The following is a 16859-nucleotide window of genomic DNA, read 5'->3' as shown; positions in this document are numbered from 1 at the left end:
CGAGTGGCGCAGTTAGAATGATGATAGCAAAATTTTACATGGAAATAAGGACTGCCTCTTCATTGGGGAGGGGGAAAGACCATCCGCCGCAAGCTTCCGTCTCCACCAGGCATGGGAAACTCCTGCATTTTTACATCTTAAGTCGCCATTGCTTTAGCATCTTGCATTGATCTTATGCGCTTTCGAAATTCAGGATAAATTTTACTTTATAAGTGTACTATACACCCGCTGACGCGGGCCCGCTCGGCAGCAAAACCGATTCGGTGCCCGTCGATGGACTGATCGAGCGAGGTCGTCGAGATGGAAGGTTGCTCGCCGCGCAGCACGCGCACAAAATCGTGCACGAGCCGCAGGTCGCCGCCGCCATGGTTGTCGCCTGCGACGTCGATCTTCACCTTCTCCTCGGCGTATTCGCGCCCTTTGCGCGCATCGTGGGTCCGTACGACGAACTCCCCGTCTTCCATAACGCCCAGCATCTCGCCCTTCGTGCCGACGATATGAATGATCCGGCACGGTCGGGAGGTGGCGCCGATCATATTATGGGAAGCGGTCGCACCGCTGTCGAATTCCACGATAACGGATTGGTGATCGACGACATCGTTGTCGCAGCGCCAGACGCAGCGGCCGTACGGATTGTCCGTGCGCAGCGATTCGGCCAGCTGCTCCTCGGTCGGTCGCGAGCCGAGATGCCAGTTCGGCCAGACGTACGATTTCCACAAGCCTTGCTCGATGTAATTTTTGCGGGCCGAATACGGACAGGAGTCCTCGATTCGGCAATCGACGAGACAGCGCGTGCCTGACCCCTCCGGCGCCTTGTCCGGGCGGAACTGCATCAGGCTCCCGAAGCTCGACACTTTAACCGGCTTCGCATCCCCGGCCAGCCACGACAGTAGATCCGTATCGTGGCAGCACTTCGCCATAATCATCGAGGAGCCGCACTTCTCCTTGGAGTTCCACTTGCCGCGGACAAAAGAGACGGCCATATGATGATAGCTGACGTGCTCGGCCGTCTGAATATTGACGATCTCTCCGATCGCGCCTTCCACCAGCCGCTCCTTGATCGCCCGATAAAACGGCGCATACCGCAGCACATGGCATACCATAACGATCCGGTCATTCCTGCGCGCCTCCTGCCGAATCGTCTCGACCTCCTCCTCCGTGATGCCGATCGGCTTCTCCAGCAGCACGTGATAGCCGGCCCGCAGCAGCGGGACGGTCGTCTCGACGTGAAGCTCATCCATCGTGCCGTTAATCGCCGCGTCGGCCAGCCGGGTTCCCCCGGCGATCAGCTCTTCGACGGTGGAGAAGCAGGCCTCGGGCGGGAGCCCGAACCGCTCGGCCGCCAGCTGTCTGCGGGACGCATCGGGCTCCACGACGCCGACGATGCGCAGCTCCTCGGGATGCTTGGAGGCATACGAGGCATAGACGAGGCTGCGGTTTCCCGCACCGACGACGACCGCTGTCATGAGCTTGGTGGAAGATTCCGCGTTCATGTTTGTCGCTCCTTTATATATAAAAGTTATGAATGATTAGCACACTTTTTCTATTTGATAGTTTAAATCAAATTTATGATCTATTCAATCATGTTTTTGCTTTAAAATGATATTAACCCCTCTTGCGTTCACTCAAGAACGACCGTTTCAAGCACATGGCGCCGCATTCCGGAAGCGAATCACCGAAAATTCGAGCGACGAGCGGATCACGACATCCCGGAACGTCACCGAAAATTCGAGCGACGAGCGGATGACGGCTTCCCGAAACGTCAACAAATGGGGACCAGGAAATAGAGCGACTGACGCACTTTCCGGGGGCATCTCCTCGCAATGCGCAAAAGCCGCTTCGCCCGGCAGCGGGGGTTGACCCCCGACTGCTTATGGCAAAGCGGCTTATCATGATTGGATTCACCGAAACATGCTGCTGCTCTCGCTCGCGCGCTCGAATGACCAAGGTTTCTCTATAAGGGCATAGGGCGACGTTGAACCCGGCAGCCACTTTCTTTCGCATTCGCGCTGGCTTCACCCCCGAATCGCTTCACCAAGCGGGGGCTTGTGCGGCGAAGCTTAAACAGGTGCTCTGCGAAGTGAAAAACATCTATCGATGCCCATTCAAGGATGAACGGGCCGCGGTCTAGCAGTCGTTTTTCTTGGTACAGAACGTCGCACTTCGCTTGCGGGGCTCCGGCACCGTCGCCGTTAATCCTTTAGCGAAGTTAAACTTCCTGTAACGTTAAACCGAGGTTTGCAAGCGAGCCATTAATCGTCATATCCTCTCTAACGCAAGTGACAAACCCTATCTTGATGAAATGCGGCCTTTGAAAAATGTAACGCAACTAGGGAGCATTATTTGGGCAAAAACGCCGAATCGGGTAGCCCAAAATGCCGAATAAGGCTGCTCACTTGCGTTACAATTTCATACCGGTCGTTTCGAGTGAAATAAGCTCTGCGGCTAGCGTTAGCCGCTTTTCGCACTTGGCCGCAAACCGCAAACTGCTTCTAACTACCATGATGCTCAGCATACTCATCCAGCGCCCCCCAAACACTGCGTTAGCGCTGCTCCTCCCCGGACAGACTCAGGCACATGAGGCAGCAGATCCTGCAAAAAATGCAACATTTTCCGCATCCATCGCGCCAGAGGAAAGGGAATGTTGCATTTTGTGCAATAATTTGGGCGTGATTCACCGCAAACCCGGGAACATCTCCTGAAATGTTGCACTTTTTACAACAATGAGCGGCAAATGCGGTTTATACCCCCGTTTTTGTTGTACAAAATACAACATTGCTGACTCTCCCCGGAAATTCGGCGTTTCCACGCACTGAATTTTCAATATCGAAGAAGGTGATGCCCGATGACGAAGGAATCGCTCCGCTTGCAACGATTAGACGGCCGGCTCCTGACGCAGCATCTTGGCCAGCCAGTCGTACGAATGTCGGCCGCTGATCTCATGCTTGCCCTCGAACAGATCGAACGTGAAGCGGGCTTCTGCGTTCAGCGCGCCGTACGTCTGCGCCACCTGTCCGATCGCTTCCTTGACCCGCTCGACAGGAAACAGCCCGTCGAACGTGCCGGACTCGATGAACAGCGCGCGCGGCGCGATCAGCCCGAGCAGGTCGGGCATCTCCGCTTCGGTCAATATGCCGGGGATATAATTGTCAAGACAGTGCGGGCGCGCCAAAATGCTGCCCTTGTACGTATTGGAATATCCGCAGATGACCGAAGCGCGGATGCGCTCGTCGAGCGCCGCCGACAGCGAGGCGACCATCCCACCGCCGGAGAAGCCCATATTGCCGATCCGCAGCGGGTCGACCTCCGGACGGGCGGTCAAATAATCGGCGGCGCGCATCGCCTCGAACACCCGCAGCCCGGCGATCGTGCTTCCCGCCAGCAGCAGCTCGGAGGCGATGGAGAAGCACGAATTGCCGGCCTTCGGGTCTCTTTCCACATCCCGCCGCAGCTTGCGGTCGCCGAAGCCGACGATTTCGGGGACGAGCACGACGAGGCCGCGGCGGACCAGCTCCAGCGCGAAGTTCGCATGGATGCCCGGCGGACCGCTCAGCTCCGAACCGTCGGGAAGCAGGCCCACCGCCTCCCGGCTGCCGTAGCCGTGACCATGCCAGGCCAGCACCGCGGGCGTACGGCCCGGCTCCGCCCCCCTCGGGATAAGCACATAGGCCGGAACGCGGAGCCCGTCCGACGTGCTGTACTCCACTCGTTCGCGAACGAAATCGTCCCGCTCCGCCCGCTCGAGCAGCACCGGCTCAAGCGGCGCCTGCCATTCCTCCAGATGGTCGACGAATCCGAGCGCTTCACGCAGGCGCCGGCGAAGCCGCGCTTGCTTCTGCTCCGTTGTCTCGACTCGCTTGCTGCGCCCTGTCTCCAGCTTTCGGTACAGCTTCTCCAGAAATTCGTCAGGATGCCACATCAGGCTGTTCCTCCTTTAACGTATCGCCGCCCGCTCGCCTAAACGCACTTCCCGCACCGCCGCGCAACGTCGAGCGGGTTCGGCCTTCGCTATATCGGCCGTTATTCCGAAGCCAATCCCAACCATGCAGACGCGCAAAACGCGGCCCTGCACAAGCAAGCACTCCCGTAGGGCGCCTGCGGTGCAGAGCCGCGTATTCTCTGGCTTATCCGATCGATCCGCCGTCCGCTCCGCCGGTATAGCCCGGAATATCCACGCCGTCGCAATCGGCAATCTGGACGGCCGCAGTGTCCGGGTGCTTGCGCGTCAGGCGCAGCCCTTCGATCTCGGCGCCGCTGACGTTCTCCAGCCGCAGCGCCGGGCCCTGCCGCGTGCCGACGCGGACGCGGTGCATCTCCAGACCGCGCACATGCTTGCACAGAATGCCTTCGCCGGCCATGATCAGATTCTCCCGCACCATATCCGGCTCGCCGCCCTGCTCCTCCGGGTCTGTCGTCGTCTCCAGCGTCAAATGGCGCAGCACGACGTTCTCCACCGGCATCTCCGGCAGGCCGTAAATGAACCCGGCGGACGCCAGGCAGTTCTTGGCCGTTACGTCGCTGATATAGATGTTGCGGATCACCGGCGTCGCCTCGGTCACCGGCACGGCCTCCGGGCTGGTCATCAGCGGATTCGACGTGTCCACCCCGTAGCGGTAAAATCCGTTGATAGCGATCGGGCACAGCACATCCTTCATGAAAATGTTGCTGATATGAACGTCCTCGACGCCGCCGCCGCGCGCCCGGTTCGTCTTGATGCGGATGCCGCGGTCCGTGCCGATGAATATGCAGTTCGAGATCACGACATGGCGGATGCCTCCGGCCGTCTCGCTGCCCATGACGACGCCGCCGTGGCCGTGCAGCATCGTGCAGTTCGTAACGGCGACGTTCTCGGTCGCAATGCCGACGCGGCGGCCGTCCTCATCGATGCCCGATTTCAGGCACAGGCAGTCGTCGCCCACGTCGAAGTGGCAGTCGGAGACGCGCACGTCCTGGCACGAATCGATATCCAGGCCGTCGCCGTTCGGCGTAGTGTACGGATTTTTGAAGCTGACTCCGCGGATATTGACATGGCGGCAGTAGACCAGATGCGTATTCCAAAATGGCGAATTTTGCAGCGTGACGCCCTCCAGCACAACGTCCTCGCAGTGGAGCAGCTGCAGCAGCGGCGGACGCAGGAACTGGGAGTCCCATTCCGCGATGTTGTTCTTGATCGTCTCCGTCAGCGCCCGGTTGAGTTCCTTCAGCCGCTCGCCGTAGGGCGAATAGGGGGGCTGTCCTTCCCGCAAAGCGCGGTATGCCGTCCACCACGCTTCGCCCTGACCGTCGATGATCCCTTCCCCCTTGATCGCGACCTGCTTCAGGCCGTAACCGTACACGAGCGGCGAATAGCCGTAGCATTCGTAGCCGGACCAGCGGGTGCGGACAGGCTCGTAAGCCTCAAAGCGGGTCGTGAAGCGCAGGACAGCCCCCGCTTCCACATATAGCGTCATATGGCTCACCAGGACGATGGGGCCGGTCAAATACGTGCCCGCCGGTACATATACCGTGCCGCCGCCACCGTTTTGGCAGGCTGCTATCGCATCCGCGATCGCTTTCGTATTATCGGTGGTGCCGTCGCCTTTGGCGCCGAAATCCGTAATGTTGTATATAGCCACGGACGAGTGTCCTCCTTTTTGTCTCGCTTAGCTGGATGAATCTCTGACGAATCTCTATTTAGCCCTGCCCCTGCAGCTTGTGGACCTCGACGCAAGCCAGCACGAATGCGCCGACGCCGTGAAGATCGTTCTCGCTGACCGGACGCGTGACGTAATTGACGTAATCGCCCGCCGACGTCCCGATGCAAATGTCCGGAACGACCAGATGGCCGCTGTCGTCCAGCCGAACCCGCTTCGTCAAGCCTTCGTAGCCTTTGATGGCCGCCTCGCGGCATTCGTCGCCGACGACGCCGTGCTTGATCGCTTTGGCGATCGTGTATACGAACAGGCTCGTGCAGGACGTCTCCAGCCAGTTGTCCGGCTGATCGCCTTTGTCCACCACCTGGTACCACAGGCCGCTCGCCTCGTCCTGATAGCGGATCAGCGCGTGCACGAACGGCTTGAGCGCAGCGGCGATGTCGGCACGGCCCGGATGGGACTCAGGCATCTCGTCCAGGAAATCGGCGAGCGCCATCCCGTACCAGCCGAGCGAGCGGCCCCAAAATTCCGGCGAGCAGCCCGTGTCCGGATTCGCCCACGGGAATTGGCGGGACTCGTCCCAGGCGTGGTACAGCAGGCCTGTCCGCTCGTCGGTCATATGCCGGCGCATCAGCGACTCCTGGTGCAGCACCATATCGATCAGGCCCCGTTCGCCGTAATGCGTCTCATATTTCATGGCGAACACGCCGCCCATATACAAGCCGTCCAGCCACATTTGGTAAGGGTACTTGTCCTTGTGCCAGAATCCGCCTTCCGACGTGCGGTTCAGCGTGCGGAACAGCTGTCTCAGCTTGTCGGCGGCGATCCGGTAACGGCCCTCGCCGAACTGCCGGTCCAGCGTGAACAGGAGCAGCCCCGGCATAATAGCGTCCAGCTCGTCCCGCGCAAAATAGAAATTGCCCAGCTCGTCGACGAGCTTGTCGACATACTCCTTCGGGTAGTTCAAATACAGCTCCTCGCCCGTCTGTTCCCACACCTTGAGCATGCCGTACAGGAAGATGCCCTGGTGATAGTGCCAGCGATTTTCCGGCGGCAGCTGCTCCGGACGATATTTGGCGATCAGGGCGTCGCATGCCGCCTTGGCGTAAGCCAGGGGGGTATTCAATGTCGGTTGTGTACTGCTATTGCTCATAAAATATACAGGCTCCCTTCCTAATGGGTTATTGTACTATTGTGCTCTTTCTCTTGTGCCGCCGGAGGAGCTCCCGGCGACCAGCGCAAGCCTCGCCAGCCCAGCCAATTCTATTGAAGAAAAACGTCGTCTATCGAAGTCCATTCAAGGAAGAGCGACCGCGGTTTAGCGGTCGTTTTTGAGGCAACACATGCCGACCGCTTCGTCGTGACGCAGCGTATACAGGATGCTCTCGCACATTTCCCGCACCCTCGGCAGCGCTCCGAACCGGGGTGCGCCAGCACAGCTTGAATCCGCTTACGCGCCGAGTTCGCCAAGGTAGCCCGTCCTTTCGCTTCAGCCAAGCTTGATGCGAGTATTGCCATCCCTTTTACTTTAGCATATTTTTGCCAATTCGTACCGCCGCTGCCGAAAAAAAATTACCTCCCATGCCATTAAAGAGAAAATAAAGCCGCTTCATACATGGCAGAACAACGACGTTGCTGAAAAAAGACGAGCCGCAAGTCCCCGCACGTTCACCTATCCATTTCATCGCCGATAGGCCCTAACTCATACTTGAAGAGGTGCAGCAGCACCCCCGCCCGTGCGCTGCGGCTTCAGCCAGGCGGGGGCATGCGAGCGGTCAGCCCTTGATCGAGCCGAGCAGGGCGCCTTTGGCAAAGTGCTTTTGCAGGAACGGATACACCAGCAGGATCGGCAGCGTCGCGACGACGATGACCGCCATCTTGACCGTCTGCTCCGGCGGAGTGACGAAGCTGTCGTCCATGCCCGACGTGTCGGCGCTGAGGCCGCTGGCGAGGATGACGATTTGCCGCAAAATGACCTGCACCGGCCATTTGACGGAATCGTTCAGGTACAGAATGGCCGTCATATACGTGTTCCAGTACGTCACCGCGTAAAACAGCGAAATGGTGGCGATGGCCGGCATGGACAGCGGGATGACGATCTTGAACAGGATGCCCCAGTCGCCGCAGCCGTCGATTTTGGCCGATTCCTCGATGCCGTCAGGCAGATTCTGGAAGAAGTTGCGCATAATAATCAGATTGAACGCGTTGATGGCCGTCGGAATAATGAGCGACGCATAGGTATCGATCAGGCCCATGCTCTTGACGACGAGAAACGTCGGAATCATGCCTCCGTTGAACAGCATCGTGAACACGACGGCGAACATGATGATGCGGCGGCCGTCGAGATCGCGGCGGGACAAGCCGTAAGCCATCAGTGATGTCAGGAACATGCTGATCAATGTGCCGATGACGGTGACCCCGATGGAGACTCCGAGCCCGCGGATCAGCGTATTCGTGGAGAACACATAACGGTAAGCGTCAAGCGACCAGACGGTCGGAATCAGGACGAACTGCTTCTCCGCCAGCTCCTGAACCGTCGTGAACGAGCCGGCGACGACATGAATGAACGGCAGTATCGTAATGAGGGCGACGAGCGCCAGCAGCGTATAGTTGACCGCGTCGAACACGCGGCTTCCCAGCGATTTATCGTGCATCGATTTCCATCCTCCCAGACCCGCGAATTAGTAGATGCCTTCTTCGCCGGCTTTTTTGGCCAACCAGTTGGCGATCATGACCAGTATGAGACCGACGACCGACTTGAAGAAGCCGACTGCCGTACTGAAGCTGTACTGTCCCTGCTTGAGACCGGCTGTATAAACATACGTGTCGAAAATCTCCGCCACCTCGCGGTTCATGGAGTTCAGCAGGAGATAAATGTGCTCGAAGCCGAGCTCCAGCACGTCGCCGATCTTCAGCAGCAGCAGCACGACGATGACGCTTCGGATCGAAGGCAGCGTAATGTGCCAGATTTGCCGGAACCGGCCGGCGCCGTCCATGCGCGCAGCCTCGTACAGTTGCGGATCGATAGCCGCCATTGCCGCCAAGTAAATGATCGTGCCCCAGCCCGCTTCTCTCCAGATCACCTGCAAGATGTACATCGGTCGGAACCATTCGTTGCTGAGCAGGAAATTGATTTTTTCGAAGCCCATCATAACCAGCAGCTCGTTAATGATGCCGCGGTCCATCGACAGCATGACGAACGTAATCGAGACGATGATGACCCAGGACATGAAATGGGGGACGTAGATCAACGTCTGCACGAAGCGCTTGAACGCTTCCCGGCGAACCTCGTTCAGCATCACGGCCAAAATGATCGGAACCGGAAAATAAAAGCATAGATTCATCAGAAACAACAGCAGCGTATTCCTTAAAATCGTAAAGAACATCGGCTCGGCAAACAGCCGCTCGAAATGAGCGAGGCCGACCCATGGACTGCCGCTGATCCCGAGATACGGCTTATAGTCTTGAAAGGCGATGATCAAACCGTACATCGGCGCATATTTGAATATGATAAAAAACAAAAGACCGGGAAGAATCATCAAATAGATGGCGCGGTTTTTAATAATTCTCTTCAGCAGTCCGGATTCCCCGGTTCTTCTGGCGATCGTCGTGTTTTTGACGGCTGTATCGCTCATGTCGGTTCTCCCTCTCTCCGTGTTGAAAATGCTCTGATGACAAGCCTTAAGCTTGCATCATCGGAAAACGGGCATTCGCCCTCCGCGAACGCGCGCTTTCCGATGATGCAAGAGAATCCGCGTTGGCCGCCGGGAACCCGGCGGCCTTACGCGTTTCACGCATCGAACTGGCGCAAGCGGTCAATACGTTTATTTTTTCTGGGCGGCTTGATACGATGCGTTGAATTCCTCGATGATTTGATCGCCGCCGTCTTTTCTCCATTTTTCGACTTCTTGCTGGAAGCCGGCTTCGTCGATGCTGCCCAGCATAAACTTGTATGTGGCGTCCTTGATAATTTCCTGGAGCCGCGTCCCTCTCTCCGTATACGTCTTCGAATCGAGCGGCGCGGTCGGGTCGTGGATCAGGAACTGGTTGTTGTCCAGTATCAGCTTCTCTGCCTTCTCCTTGGCCGGCAGCGTGAACAGGCTCTCCAGCATACCGATCGTGCTCGGTCCGCCGATTTGCAGCGCCTGGTAAGCCTTCACCTCGCGCTCATGCAGCTTCGAATCCTTCGTAATCTCCGCTTTGCCGTCCTTGATCGTGTAATGCTTGCCCTCGATGCCGTAATATATCAGGTTGGCCAGCTCTGGGCTCATCAGCTTGTCGAAGAACGACAGGATCGCTCTGAGTTCCGCTTCCGATTTGACCGCCGATTTCGGGAACAGCACCGCCGAGCCGTAGCCCGGAATCGCCCACACCCCGAGACCTTTCGGGCCTTCGATGCGGTTCTGCACGTCCAGCTCGATATTCGGGTTGACCTCCACCATCTTCTGATGCAGGCTGACGACGTCGCCCATCGCGCCGACATACAGCCCGGCCTTGCCGGTAATGAACAGATTTTGCTGGTCCGTCTTGCTCGTAACCGGGAAGTCCTGGTTGATGAGGCCTTCCTGATGCAGCTTGCGAACGTACTTCATCGTTTCGATATAAGCGGGGTCCATGAATTCGGGATACAGCTTGCCGTCCTTAATGCCCCAGTTGTTCGGCACCCCGTGGTAAGAGGCCAGCGTCTTGAAGGCGCCGTATACGAGGTCGCTGCGGTCCGCGAAGCCGATCGTGTCCGCCTTGCCGTTCTTGTCCGGGTCCTGCTCCTTGAACGCCTTCGCCATGTTGTACAGCTCTTCAAGGTTTGTCGGCGCGGACAAGCCCAGGGCATCCGCCCAGTCCTTGCGGTAGATGACCCCTTGGCGGGACAGCGGCCGCTCCTGGTACAGCGAATAGATTTTGCCGTCGACCGACACGTTGTTCAGCACGTTCGGATCGAGATTTTTCAGGTTCGGATATTCGTTCAGCAGCGGCCCGATTTCCCAGAACTGGTCATTGCGGATCGCGTCCCGGAACATGAGCAGCGACGTCTGATTCTTCATAAAGACGACCTGCGGCAGCGTGCCCGTCGCGAACGAGGCGTTCAGCTTCTCGTCGTAGCTGCCATCCGGCACCCACTGAATCGTCAGATCGGTGTTCGTTTTCTCCTCCAGCATCTTCTCGATGGTCGGATCGGGCACCTCCGGCGTATGGAGGTTGGCCATAATCGTAATTTTGGTAGGGCCGCCAGACTCCCCGCCTGCGCCGGCGCCCGTCTGCGGATCGCCGCCGCCGGCGCAGCCCGCCACGAGCGAAACCGTCAGCGCAGATGCGAGAACTGTCTGTACGTGTCTCTTTTTCATTGTTCAGACCTCCCATGTGGAATAGCTTTTGAATGATAAGCTTGATTCGGATGATGTTTACGTTTATCATCATATCTTGCGGCAGCGGTTACGTACATAATCCGTTGATATCCAGCTTGGATACAGCCTGCCGCGGAAGCGCTTCTGCAGCGCAAGCCCGCTTAAGATGATGCAATGATTATCCCGGTAATGCTACAATGGGCTACGTAACATCAGCCCTGACCGGCAGTCCCGTTTTCCAGAGACTCCGAAGTGAGGTCATGTTATAATCATTGCATAGGATCGCTTGCGACCGAACCCGCTGTTAACCGCTTACAGGCTCCGCTCTTTTGAATCTGATCCAATGACACCGGCGATTATTGCCGATTTTTGTCGATCCGGACGGTTCCATGATGGCCTCATAGAAGATGAAAGCGGCTCCGCTATGACTCGGTCAGGAAGGAGGAATGAAGCATGAGCAAATACAGCTTGTTTACGAAACTGGTCATTTACGGATGCGCGCTATGTATACTGCCTGTGCTCATTCTCGGTTTTTTCTCGTATATGAAGTCTTCCCAGGCGATTCAGTCTCACGTCAACGAAGGCAATCTGCGCACGATCAAACAAATGAACGGCAATATCGAGCAGGTGCTGCGCAGACTGGACAACGGACTGAACCAGGTGGCGAATTCGACCCTGATGGACGAGGCCATATTCGGACCGCTCACATTTCGTGAATTCCAAAAATACAACAACCTGCGCCGCGAGCTGAGCTATATTCAATCGTTCGACAGCAAGGTTAGCGAGGTCGTTATCTTCAATAAGATCAACAACTGGCTGATCAACAACAGCGGACTGTACGCCTTTGAGGGCAGCGCCGAACAGGAAGCGTTGCTGCCGCTTATGGCATTGCCGACGCAATCGAGCTGGACGTTGCTTCCGAGCCGAAGCGCCGCTTCGGCATGCCCTTATACCGTGAGTCTCATCAAAAAGCTGCCTACCGGAAGCTTCGATCCGCGCGGACTGGCCGTCGCCTCCATTCCCGTATGCACGCTGGCCGACATGATGGATAACGACGGGACGCACGGCGAGGCGATGATCGTCGGCCCGGATGGGCGAATCTGGGTGCACCCGGATCAAGCCTTGATCGGCAAGCCGCTCACCGAGACGAGCTTTTTGACGCAGGAGGACCTGCATCAGCTTGCGGGCAGTTCCGGCCAATTCGAGACGCGAACGGATGCGGGGCATTTTACAGTCACTTACGTCCACTCCGATTTTAACGGCTGGCGCTATCTTTCGTTCAGCGAGAACAGCGTCGTTACGCAAGAATCGCGGGCCATCGGCTGGTTTACGGCGTATGTTTGCATCATCGTGATTGTTATCTCGGTATGCGCCGTATGGTTAGGCTCCCGCAGAATGTATACGCCCGTTCGCGGCATTTTGAAGGCGATTGCCGACAGACTGCCCGATCCGCTGCCGCGCAAGGCAAACGAGTTCCAGCTGATTAACGAGCATATTCAACAGCTATTTCATTCCAACTCCAGCCTGAAGAACGAGCTGCATCAAAACTCGCAAATGGTTCGCACCTTTTTCCTCAGCAAGCTGTACGGCGGCCAGCTGAAGGAAAGCGACGTGAAGGAGCGGCTTGAGCTGTACGGATATGGCGAGCAGCTGGGGCGCTGGGAATATATGGCCGTGCTGACGCTGCAGATCGATATGCTGGAGCAGACGCGGTATGAAGAGAAGGACCACGACCTGCTGCTTTTTGCCGTCAACAATATTATCGAAGAAGTGATTCCGCCGGAGCAACGGATCATGCCGGTCATTCTCGATCAGACCCAGGTGACCTTGGTCGGCAGCGCGGACCGGTCGCCGGAGGAGTTCAACAGCTTCCTGTACCGCCTGACGGAATCGATCCAGACGCATGTCCGAAGCTTCCTCGATCTGAGCGTCAGCATCGGCATCAGCCTGCCGTTCCAGACCTTGTCCAAAGCGTCCCGCGCTTATCAGGAAGGGCTCGAGGCGCTGAAGCACCGCCTGAAGCTCGGCAAGGGCGTCGTCATCAGCTATGCCGGCATCAACTCCGGCAAGCATACGCTGATCTACCCGTTCCCGCAGCAGCTGGAAAGCGAGCTGATCGATGCGATTAAGCTGGCGGACGAGGAGAAGGCCCTCGAACTGCTGAAGCAGTGGATGAATGAAGTGTTTCATAAGGATCGATCGCTGCAGGATTATCAAATTTCGCTCATTCGCCTGCTCAACGACCTGATGATCGTCATGCAGGAGAGCGGCATCAGCCTAAGGCAGATCGATCCGGAAGGCGGTTCCCTGTACGACGAGCTGCTGCAGCTGTATGCCAGCTCGGAGATCGAGAAATGGTTCAAGACGAAGCTTGTCCAGCCGCTCGTGCAAGTGTTCAAGGACCGCCGCGATTCCCAGTATCAGAACTTGTCGGAGCAGATCATTCATCTGATCCACACCCATTACGATACCGACATTACGCTGGAGGAATGCGCCGCCCGGCTGCATTACAACGCCTTCTATTTAAGCAGCGTGTTCAAGAAAGAGACGAACCAGTCGTTCAGCGATTATTTGGCGGCTTACCGGCTTAATATGGCCAAGAAATGGCTGGTCGAAACGGATATCCCGATCAAGGATATCGCCCAAAAGCTGCGGTACAACAATCCGCAAAACTTCATCCGTTCGTTCCGCAAGCAGACCGATATGACGCCGGGGCAATACCGGAGCAAATATGCCCGGACGGCGGAGGGGTAAGCCCGGGTTGGCCATGTGACGCCGCGTAGCCGCTGTGTTGCCACCGCGTTGCCGCCGCGTAGCCGCTGTGTTGCCGCCGCACGCCCGCGCTCGTCCGCAAGCGGGATCTTTACGCCGCGTCAGCGTCAGGATGCGCGATGGACGGCAGCCCCCCCTGGGCCGCAAAGCGTTCCCATGCCCAAAAGGGGCCCGCCGCTGGTTCGCTGCGGCGCTGACCGGGCAGCCAACCCGCTGATCGCCGGGCAGATCAGAACCGCCCCGATTTCAAGATGGACAAAAGAAGCCACAGGAACATAAAAGCGGCCAAGCCGAAGCCGATCTCGACCGCAGGAATGTTCCACAGCGCATACGGGGCTTGATCCGCGGACGACCCGACGATCAGCCCTACCATCAGGATGCTGATGGCCAGCAGCACGACGCTGATCGACAGCCGGTTGCTGATGCGGTCCAGCGTGCGGAGCAGCGTCTTCAGCTCAGGCACGCCGATCTCCATCCGCAGCTGGCCCTTCTGCACCGTCGTCGCCAGCTCATGCGCCTTCAGCGGCAGGTCGGCCAGCACGCCCGCGTATTCGGAAGCCTCGTGCCAGATGCGGCCGAGGAAGCTGCGGGGGCGCAATCGCTCCAGCATGAGCCGGAAGCCGAACGGCTCGGCGATATCGAACAGGCGGAAGGCGGGGTCGAGCGCCTGCACTGTCCCTTCCATCGTCAGCAGCGTCTTGCCGAGCAGCGTCAAATCGGCCGGCATCCGGATGCGGTGGCGGAAGGAGACGGCGAACAGGTCGCTGATCGCGTCGCCGAGCCGCAGCTGGCTCCACGGCACGCGGTAATATTTGTCGCGCAACCGCTCGACATCCTCCCGCAGCGCCGCCATATCCGCCTCCGCGGGGATCAGCCCCATGCGGCTGACGGCTTTGACGATCAGGTCGGTGCTGCCGCGCTGCAGGCCAATGACGAGCGTGGCGAAATGATGCTTCGTCTCCGGCGTAAGCCGGCCCACCGTGCCGAAATCGAGCCAGGCGATGCGCTCTCCCGGGAGAATGATCAGGTTGCCCGGATGAGGATCGCCGTGGAAGAAGCCGAGCACGAGCACCTGCTCCAGAATCGACCCGGCGAACCGTTTGGCGACCGCAGAACGGTCGCAACCCGCTCCGGCGCTCCCTGCCAGCAGCTCGTTCATCCGCACGCCCTGGATGTATTCGCTCGTCAGCACCCGCCGGGTCGAGTAGTCCCAGTATACCTTGGGCACGACCATATTGGCGTCGTAGGCGAGCGCCTCGCCCATCCGCTCGGCATGGCGGCCTTCGAGGCTGTAATCGAGCTCTCCCTGCAGCGACTTGGCGAATTCGTCGGCCATTTCGGCAAGCCCGTATTTGGCGGCCCACGCCAGCCGCTGTTCGGCCAGCCTGGCCAAATCCCGCAAAATTTCCAGATCGGTCTCGATCACTCGGTCGATGCCGGGGCGCTGGACTTTGACTGCGACGGCGTCTCCTGCCGGCAGAACGGCATAATGCACCTGGCCGATCGAAGCCGAAGCGAGCGGCTCTTCATCGAATTGAGCGAACAGGCTATTAAGCGGAGCGCCCAGCTCACCTTCCACAATGCTGCGGGCCTGCTCGAACGAGAACGGGGGCACCCGGTCCTGCAGCAGCTCGAGCTCGCGGATAATGTCCCGCGGGATCAGATCGGGACGCGTGCTGGCGATCTGGCCGACCTTGACAAAGGTAGGCCCGAGTTCCTCCAGGACGATGCGGATTCGTTGGCCGAGCGTTCGCCGCGATGAAGCCTCCTTGCCGGAGGAGCGTTTGCGGGCCAGCGGCATGAGCTCGCTCAGACCAAGGTCGTGCACGACGAAGCCGAGCCCGTTGCGGGCGAACGCCCCGACGACCTCGCGGTAGCGCGAGAGCTGGCGGACTCTTCTTCCGATCACGCGCGTCACCTCCTATAACGGAAGCGGATTCGACGAGGGATCGAACCGTTCAGCGTCCGTCGTCAGCAGTCCCCGAAGTCCCGGAGGACTCGATGTTGAACTCGTTCCCCGGCACAGAAAAGCCTGCGGCCGGCGCCAGCCGCTCTTCCAAAGCGGCGATGCGCTGCTCCAAGCGGCGAATTTCGCTCATCGGCGCCATATCAAGCCCTTCGAGCACGCGCTGCACCTGCTGGCGGATTTTCCCCTCCAAATCTTTGGATGCCTGTTCGCCCTTGCTCACCAGCTTATCGACGAATTCCTTCGATTCGGTTTTGCTCATCTCTCCTTTTTTCTCCAGCTCATCCGCCAGCTTCTCCAGCTCATCCGCCAGCTTCTCCAGCTGCTCCTTGCTGGCGACGGCAAGTCCCATGCCGAGGGACAGCACTTTCGTCATAAAATCCTTCATTCGCTAGCAAACCTCCTTAGAATGGGTCATCGGCTTTTCGCAACAAGCGAAATTGCCGGATATCCGGTCTGACTGGGCGGTGTCCGCCGTCAGCTTTCGGGCGGGCTGCAGGTGACGGCCAGTGATGTAGATGGCTCCCGTCATAGGCGTCGATCCTGATTTATATAGAGGTTTCCCCAATGAAGCCGATCCCATGAGCTTGAAGCGGCAAAAGAGGAAATCCGGGCCGCCAGCTAGCCAGGCGGCTGATCCAGATAACAAAAAAACGGACAACCGCATCCAGGCGATTTATCCGTTTTCCGTCTCTTCTACGCGAATATTTTCAGACATGTTTCTTTTGACAGCAGCAAGCAGCCGATCGACCCGGCGCCATTCCTCCACCGGGATATCTTTGGCCATCCGTTCGGCCAATTCGCCCTTCAGCCCCCGCAGCAAGCGGGTAAGCTTCCAGCCGGCGGGAGTCAATTCAACGCTGTCCTCCTGCAGCGCCTCGCTCCGGATGCGGCGAACGAGCCCCTTCTCTTCCAAACCGGCGCAGAGCAGCGATACGCCTTCGACGGTGGCATACAGCTTCTCCGCCAATTCCGTTAATGTCTTCGTGCCGCCCCTCTCCAGCATCTGCAGCAATCCGGTTTGCGGGATCGACAGCTTCACGGGACTTACCGCATTCCACTCGGCGTATATTTTCGCTTGAATATCACGATGCAGCGACTCCAGCTTTTCAAAGAAATAATAGTCGTACATGGGTAAGCCCCTCC

General features: G+C 58.3%; 11 protein-coding genes. 1 reads left to right on the top strand and 10 read right to left on the bottom strand.

What is annotated here, in order from left to right; all coding sequences use genetic code 11:
* Positions 1-206: 206 nt before the first annotated feature.
* From F591_RS0111175 to F591_RS0111135, 7 genes are all read right to left on the bottom strand, one after another.
* Positions 207-1493, bottom strand: a complete 1287-nt coding sequence (locus F591_RS0111175) for a Gfo/Idh/MocA family protein (RefSeq protein WP_019534687.1) — start codon at positions 1491-1493, stop codon at positions 207-209.
* A gap of 1382 nt (positions 1494-2875) precedes the next feature.
* Positions 2876-3919: an alpha/beta hydrolase family protein gene (locus tag F591_RS0111160; RefSeq protein ID WP_019534684.1), complete on the bottom strand. Its 1044-nt coding sequence runs from the start codon at positions 3917-3919 to the stop codon at positions 2876-2878.
* 205 nt (positions 3920-4124) lie between these two features.
* Positions 4125-5615 carry a glycoside hydrolase family 28 protein gene (locus F591_RS0111155; protein WP_019534683.1) on the bottom strand — a complete coding sequence of 497 codons (1491 nt, stop codon included), beginning with the start codon at positions 5613-5615 and terminating at the stop codon, positions 4125-4127.
* Positions 5616-5673: 58 nt separating this feature from the next.
* A complete protein-coding gene (locus F591_RS0111150) occupies positions 5674-6786 on the bottom strand; it encodes a glycoside hydrolase family 88/105 protein (protein ID WP_019534682.1) in 1113 nt (370 codons plus the stop codon).
* A 622-nt stretch (positions 6787-7408) separates the two neighbouring features.
* Positions 7409-8287, bottom strand: a complete 879-nt coding sequence (locus F591_RS0111145; RefSeq protein WP_019534681.1) for a carbohydrate ABC transporter permease — start codon at positions 8285-8287, stop codon at positions 7409-7411.
* Positions 8288-8314: 27 nt separating this feature from the next.
* A complete protein-coding gene (locus tag F591_RS0111140) occupies positions 8315-9268 on the bottom strand; it encodes an ABC transporter permease (protein ID WP_019534680.1) in 954 nt (317 codons plus the stop codon).
* Positions 9269-9457: 189 nt separating this feature from the next.
* The gene (locus tag F591_RS0111135; protein WP_019534679.1) at positions 9458-10975 is read right to left on the bottom strand and encodes an extracellular solute-binding protein; all 1518 of its coding nucleotides are present in this window, start codon (positions 10973-10975) and stop codon (positions 9458-9460) included.
* Positions 10976-11428: 453 nt separating this feature from the next.
* On the opposite strand from F591_RS0111135, the gene F591_RS0111130 reads away from it, so the two are divergent.
* Complete coding sequence (locus F591_RS0111130) at positions 11429-13729, top strand: helix-turn-helix domain-containing protein (protein WP_019534678.1); 2301 nt, start codon at positions 11429-11431, stop codon at positions 13727-13729.
* A gap of 247 nt (positions 13730-13976) precedes the next feature.
* Here F591_RS0111130 and F591_RS0111125 read toward each other — a convergent pair whose 3' ends face one another.
* The 3 genes from F591_RS0111125 to F591_RS27860 all read right to left on the bottom strand — a co-directional run bounded on the left by F591_RS0111125 (position 13977) and on the right by F591_RS27860 (position 16845).
* Positions 13977-15656, bottom strand: coding sequence for an ABC1 kinase family protein (locus F591_RS0111125; protein WP_019534677.1), 1680 nt, complete (start codon positions 15654-15656; stop codon positions 13977-13979).
* A 49-nt stretch (positions 15657-15705) separates the two neighbouring features.
* Entirely contained in the window at positions 15706-16101 is a 396-nt protein-coding gene (locus tag F591_RS27865) for a phasin family protein (RefSeq protein WP_019534676.1), read from the bottom strand.
* 288 nt (positions 16102-16389) lie between these two features.
* Positions 16390-16845: a MarR family winged helix-turn-helix transcriptional regulator gene (locus tag F591_RS27860; RefSeq protein WP_019534675.1), complete on the bottom strand. Its 456-nt coding sequence runs from the start codon at positions 16843-16845 to the stop codon at positions 16390-16392.
* Positions 16846-16859 lie beyond the last annotated feature (14 nt).

Source organism: Paenibacillus ginsengihumi DSM 21568, assembly GCF_000380965.1.
Classification (GTDB): domain Bacteria; phylum Bacillota; class Bacilli; order Paenibacillales; family NBRC-103111; genus Paenibacillus_G; species Paenibacillus_G ginsengihumi.
Note: the sequence above shows the minus strand (reverse complement) of the source record. Positions and strands in the feature narration are given on the sequence as shown.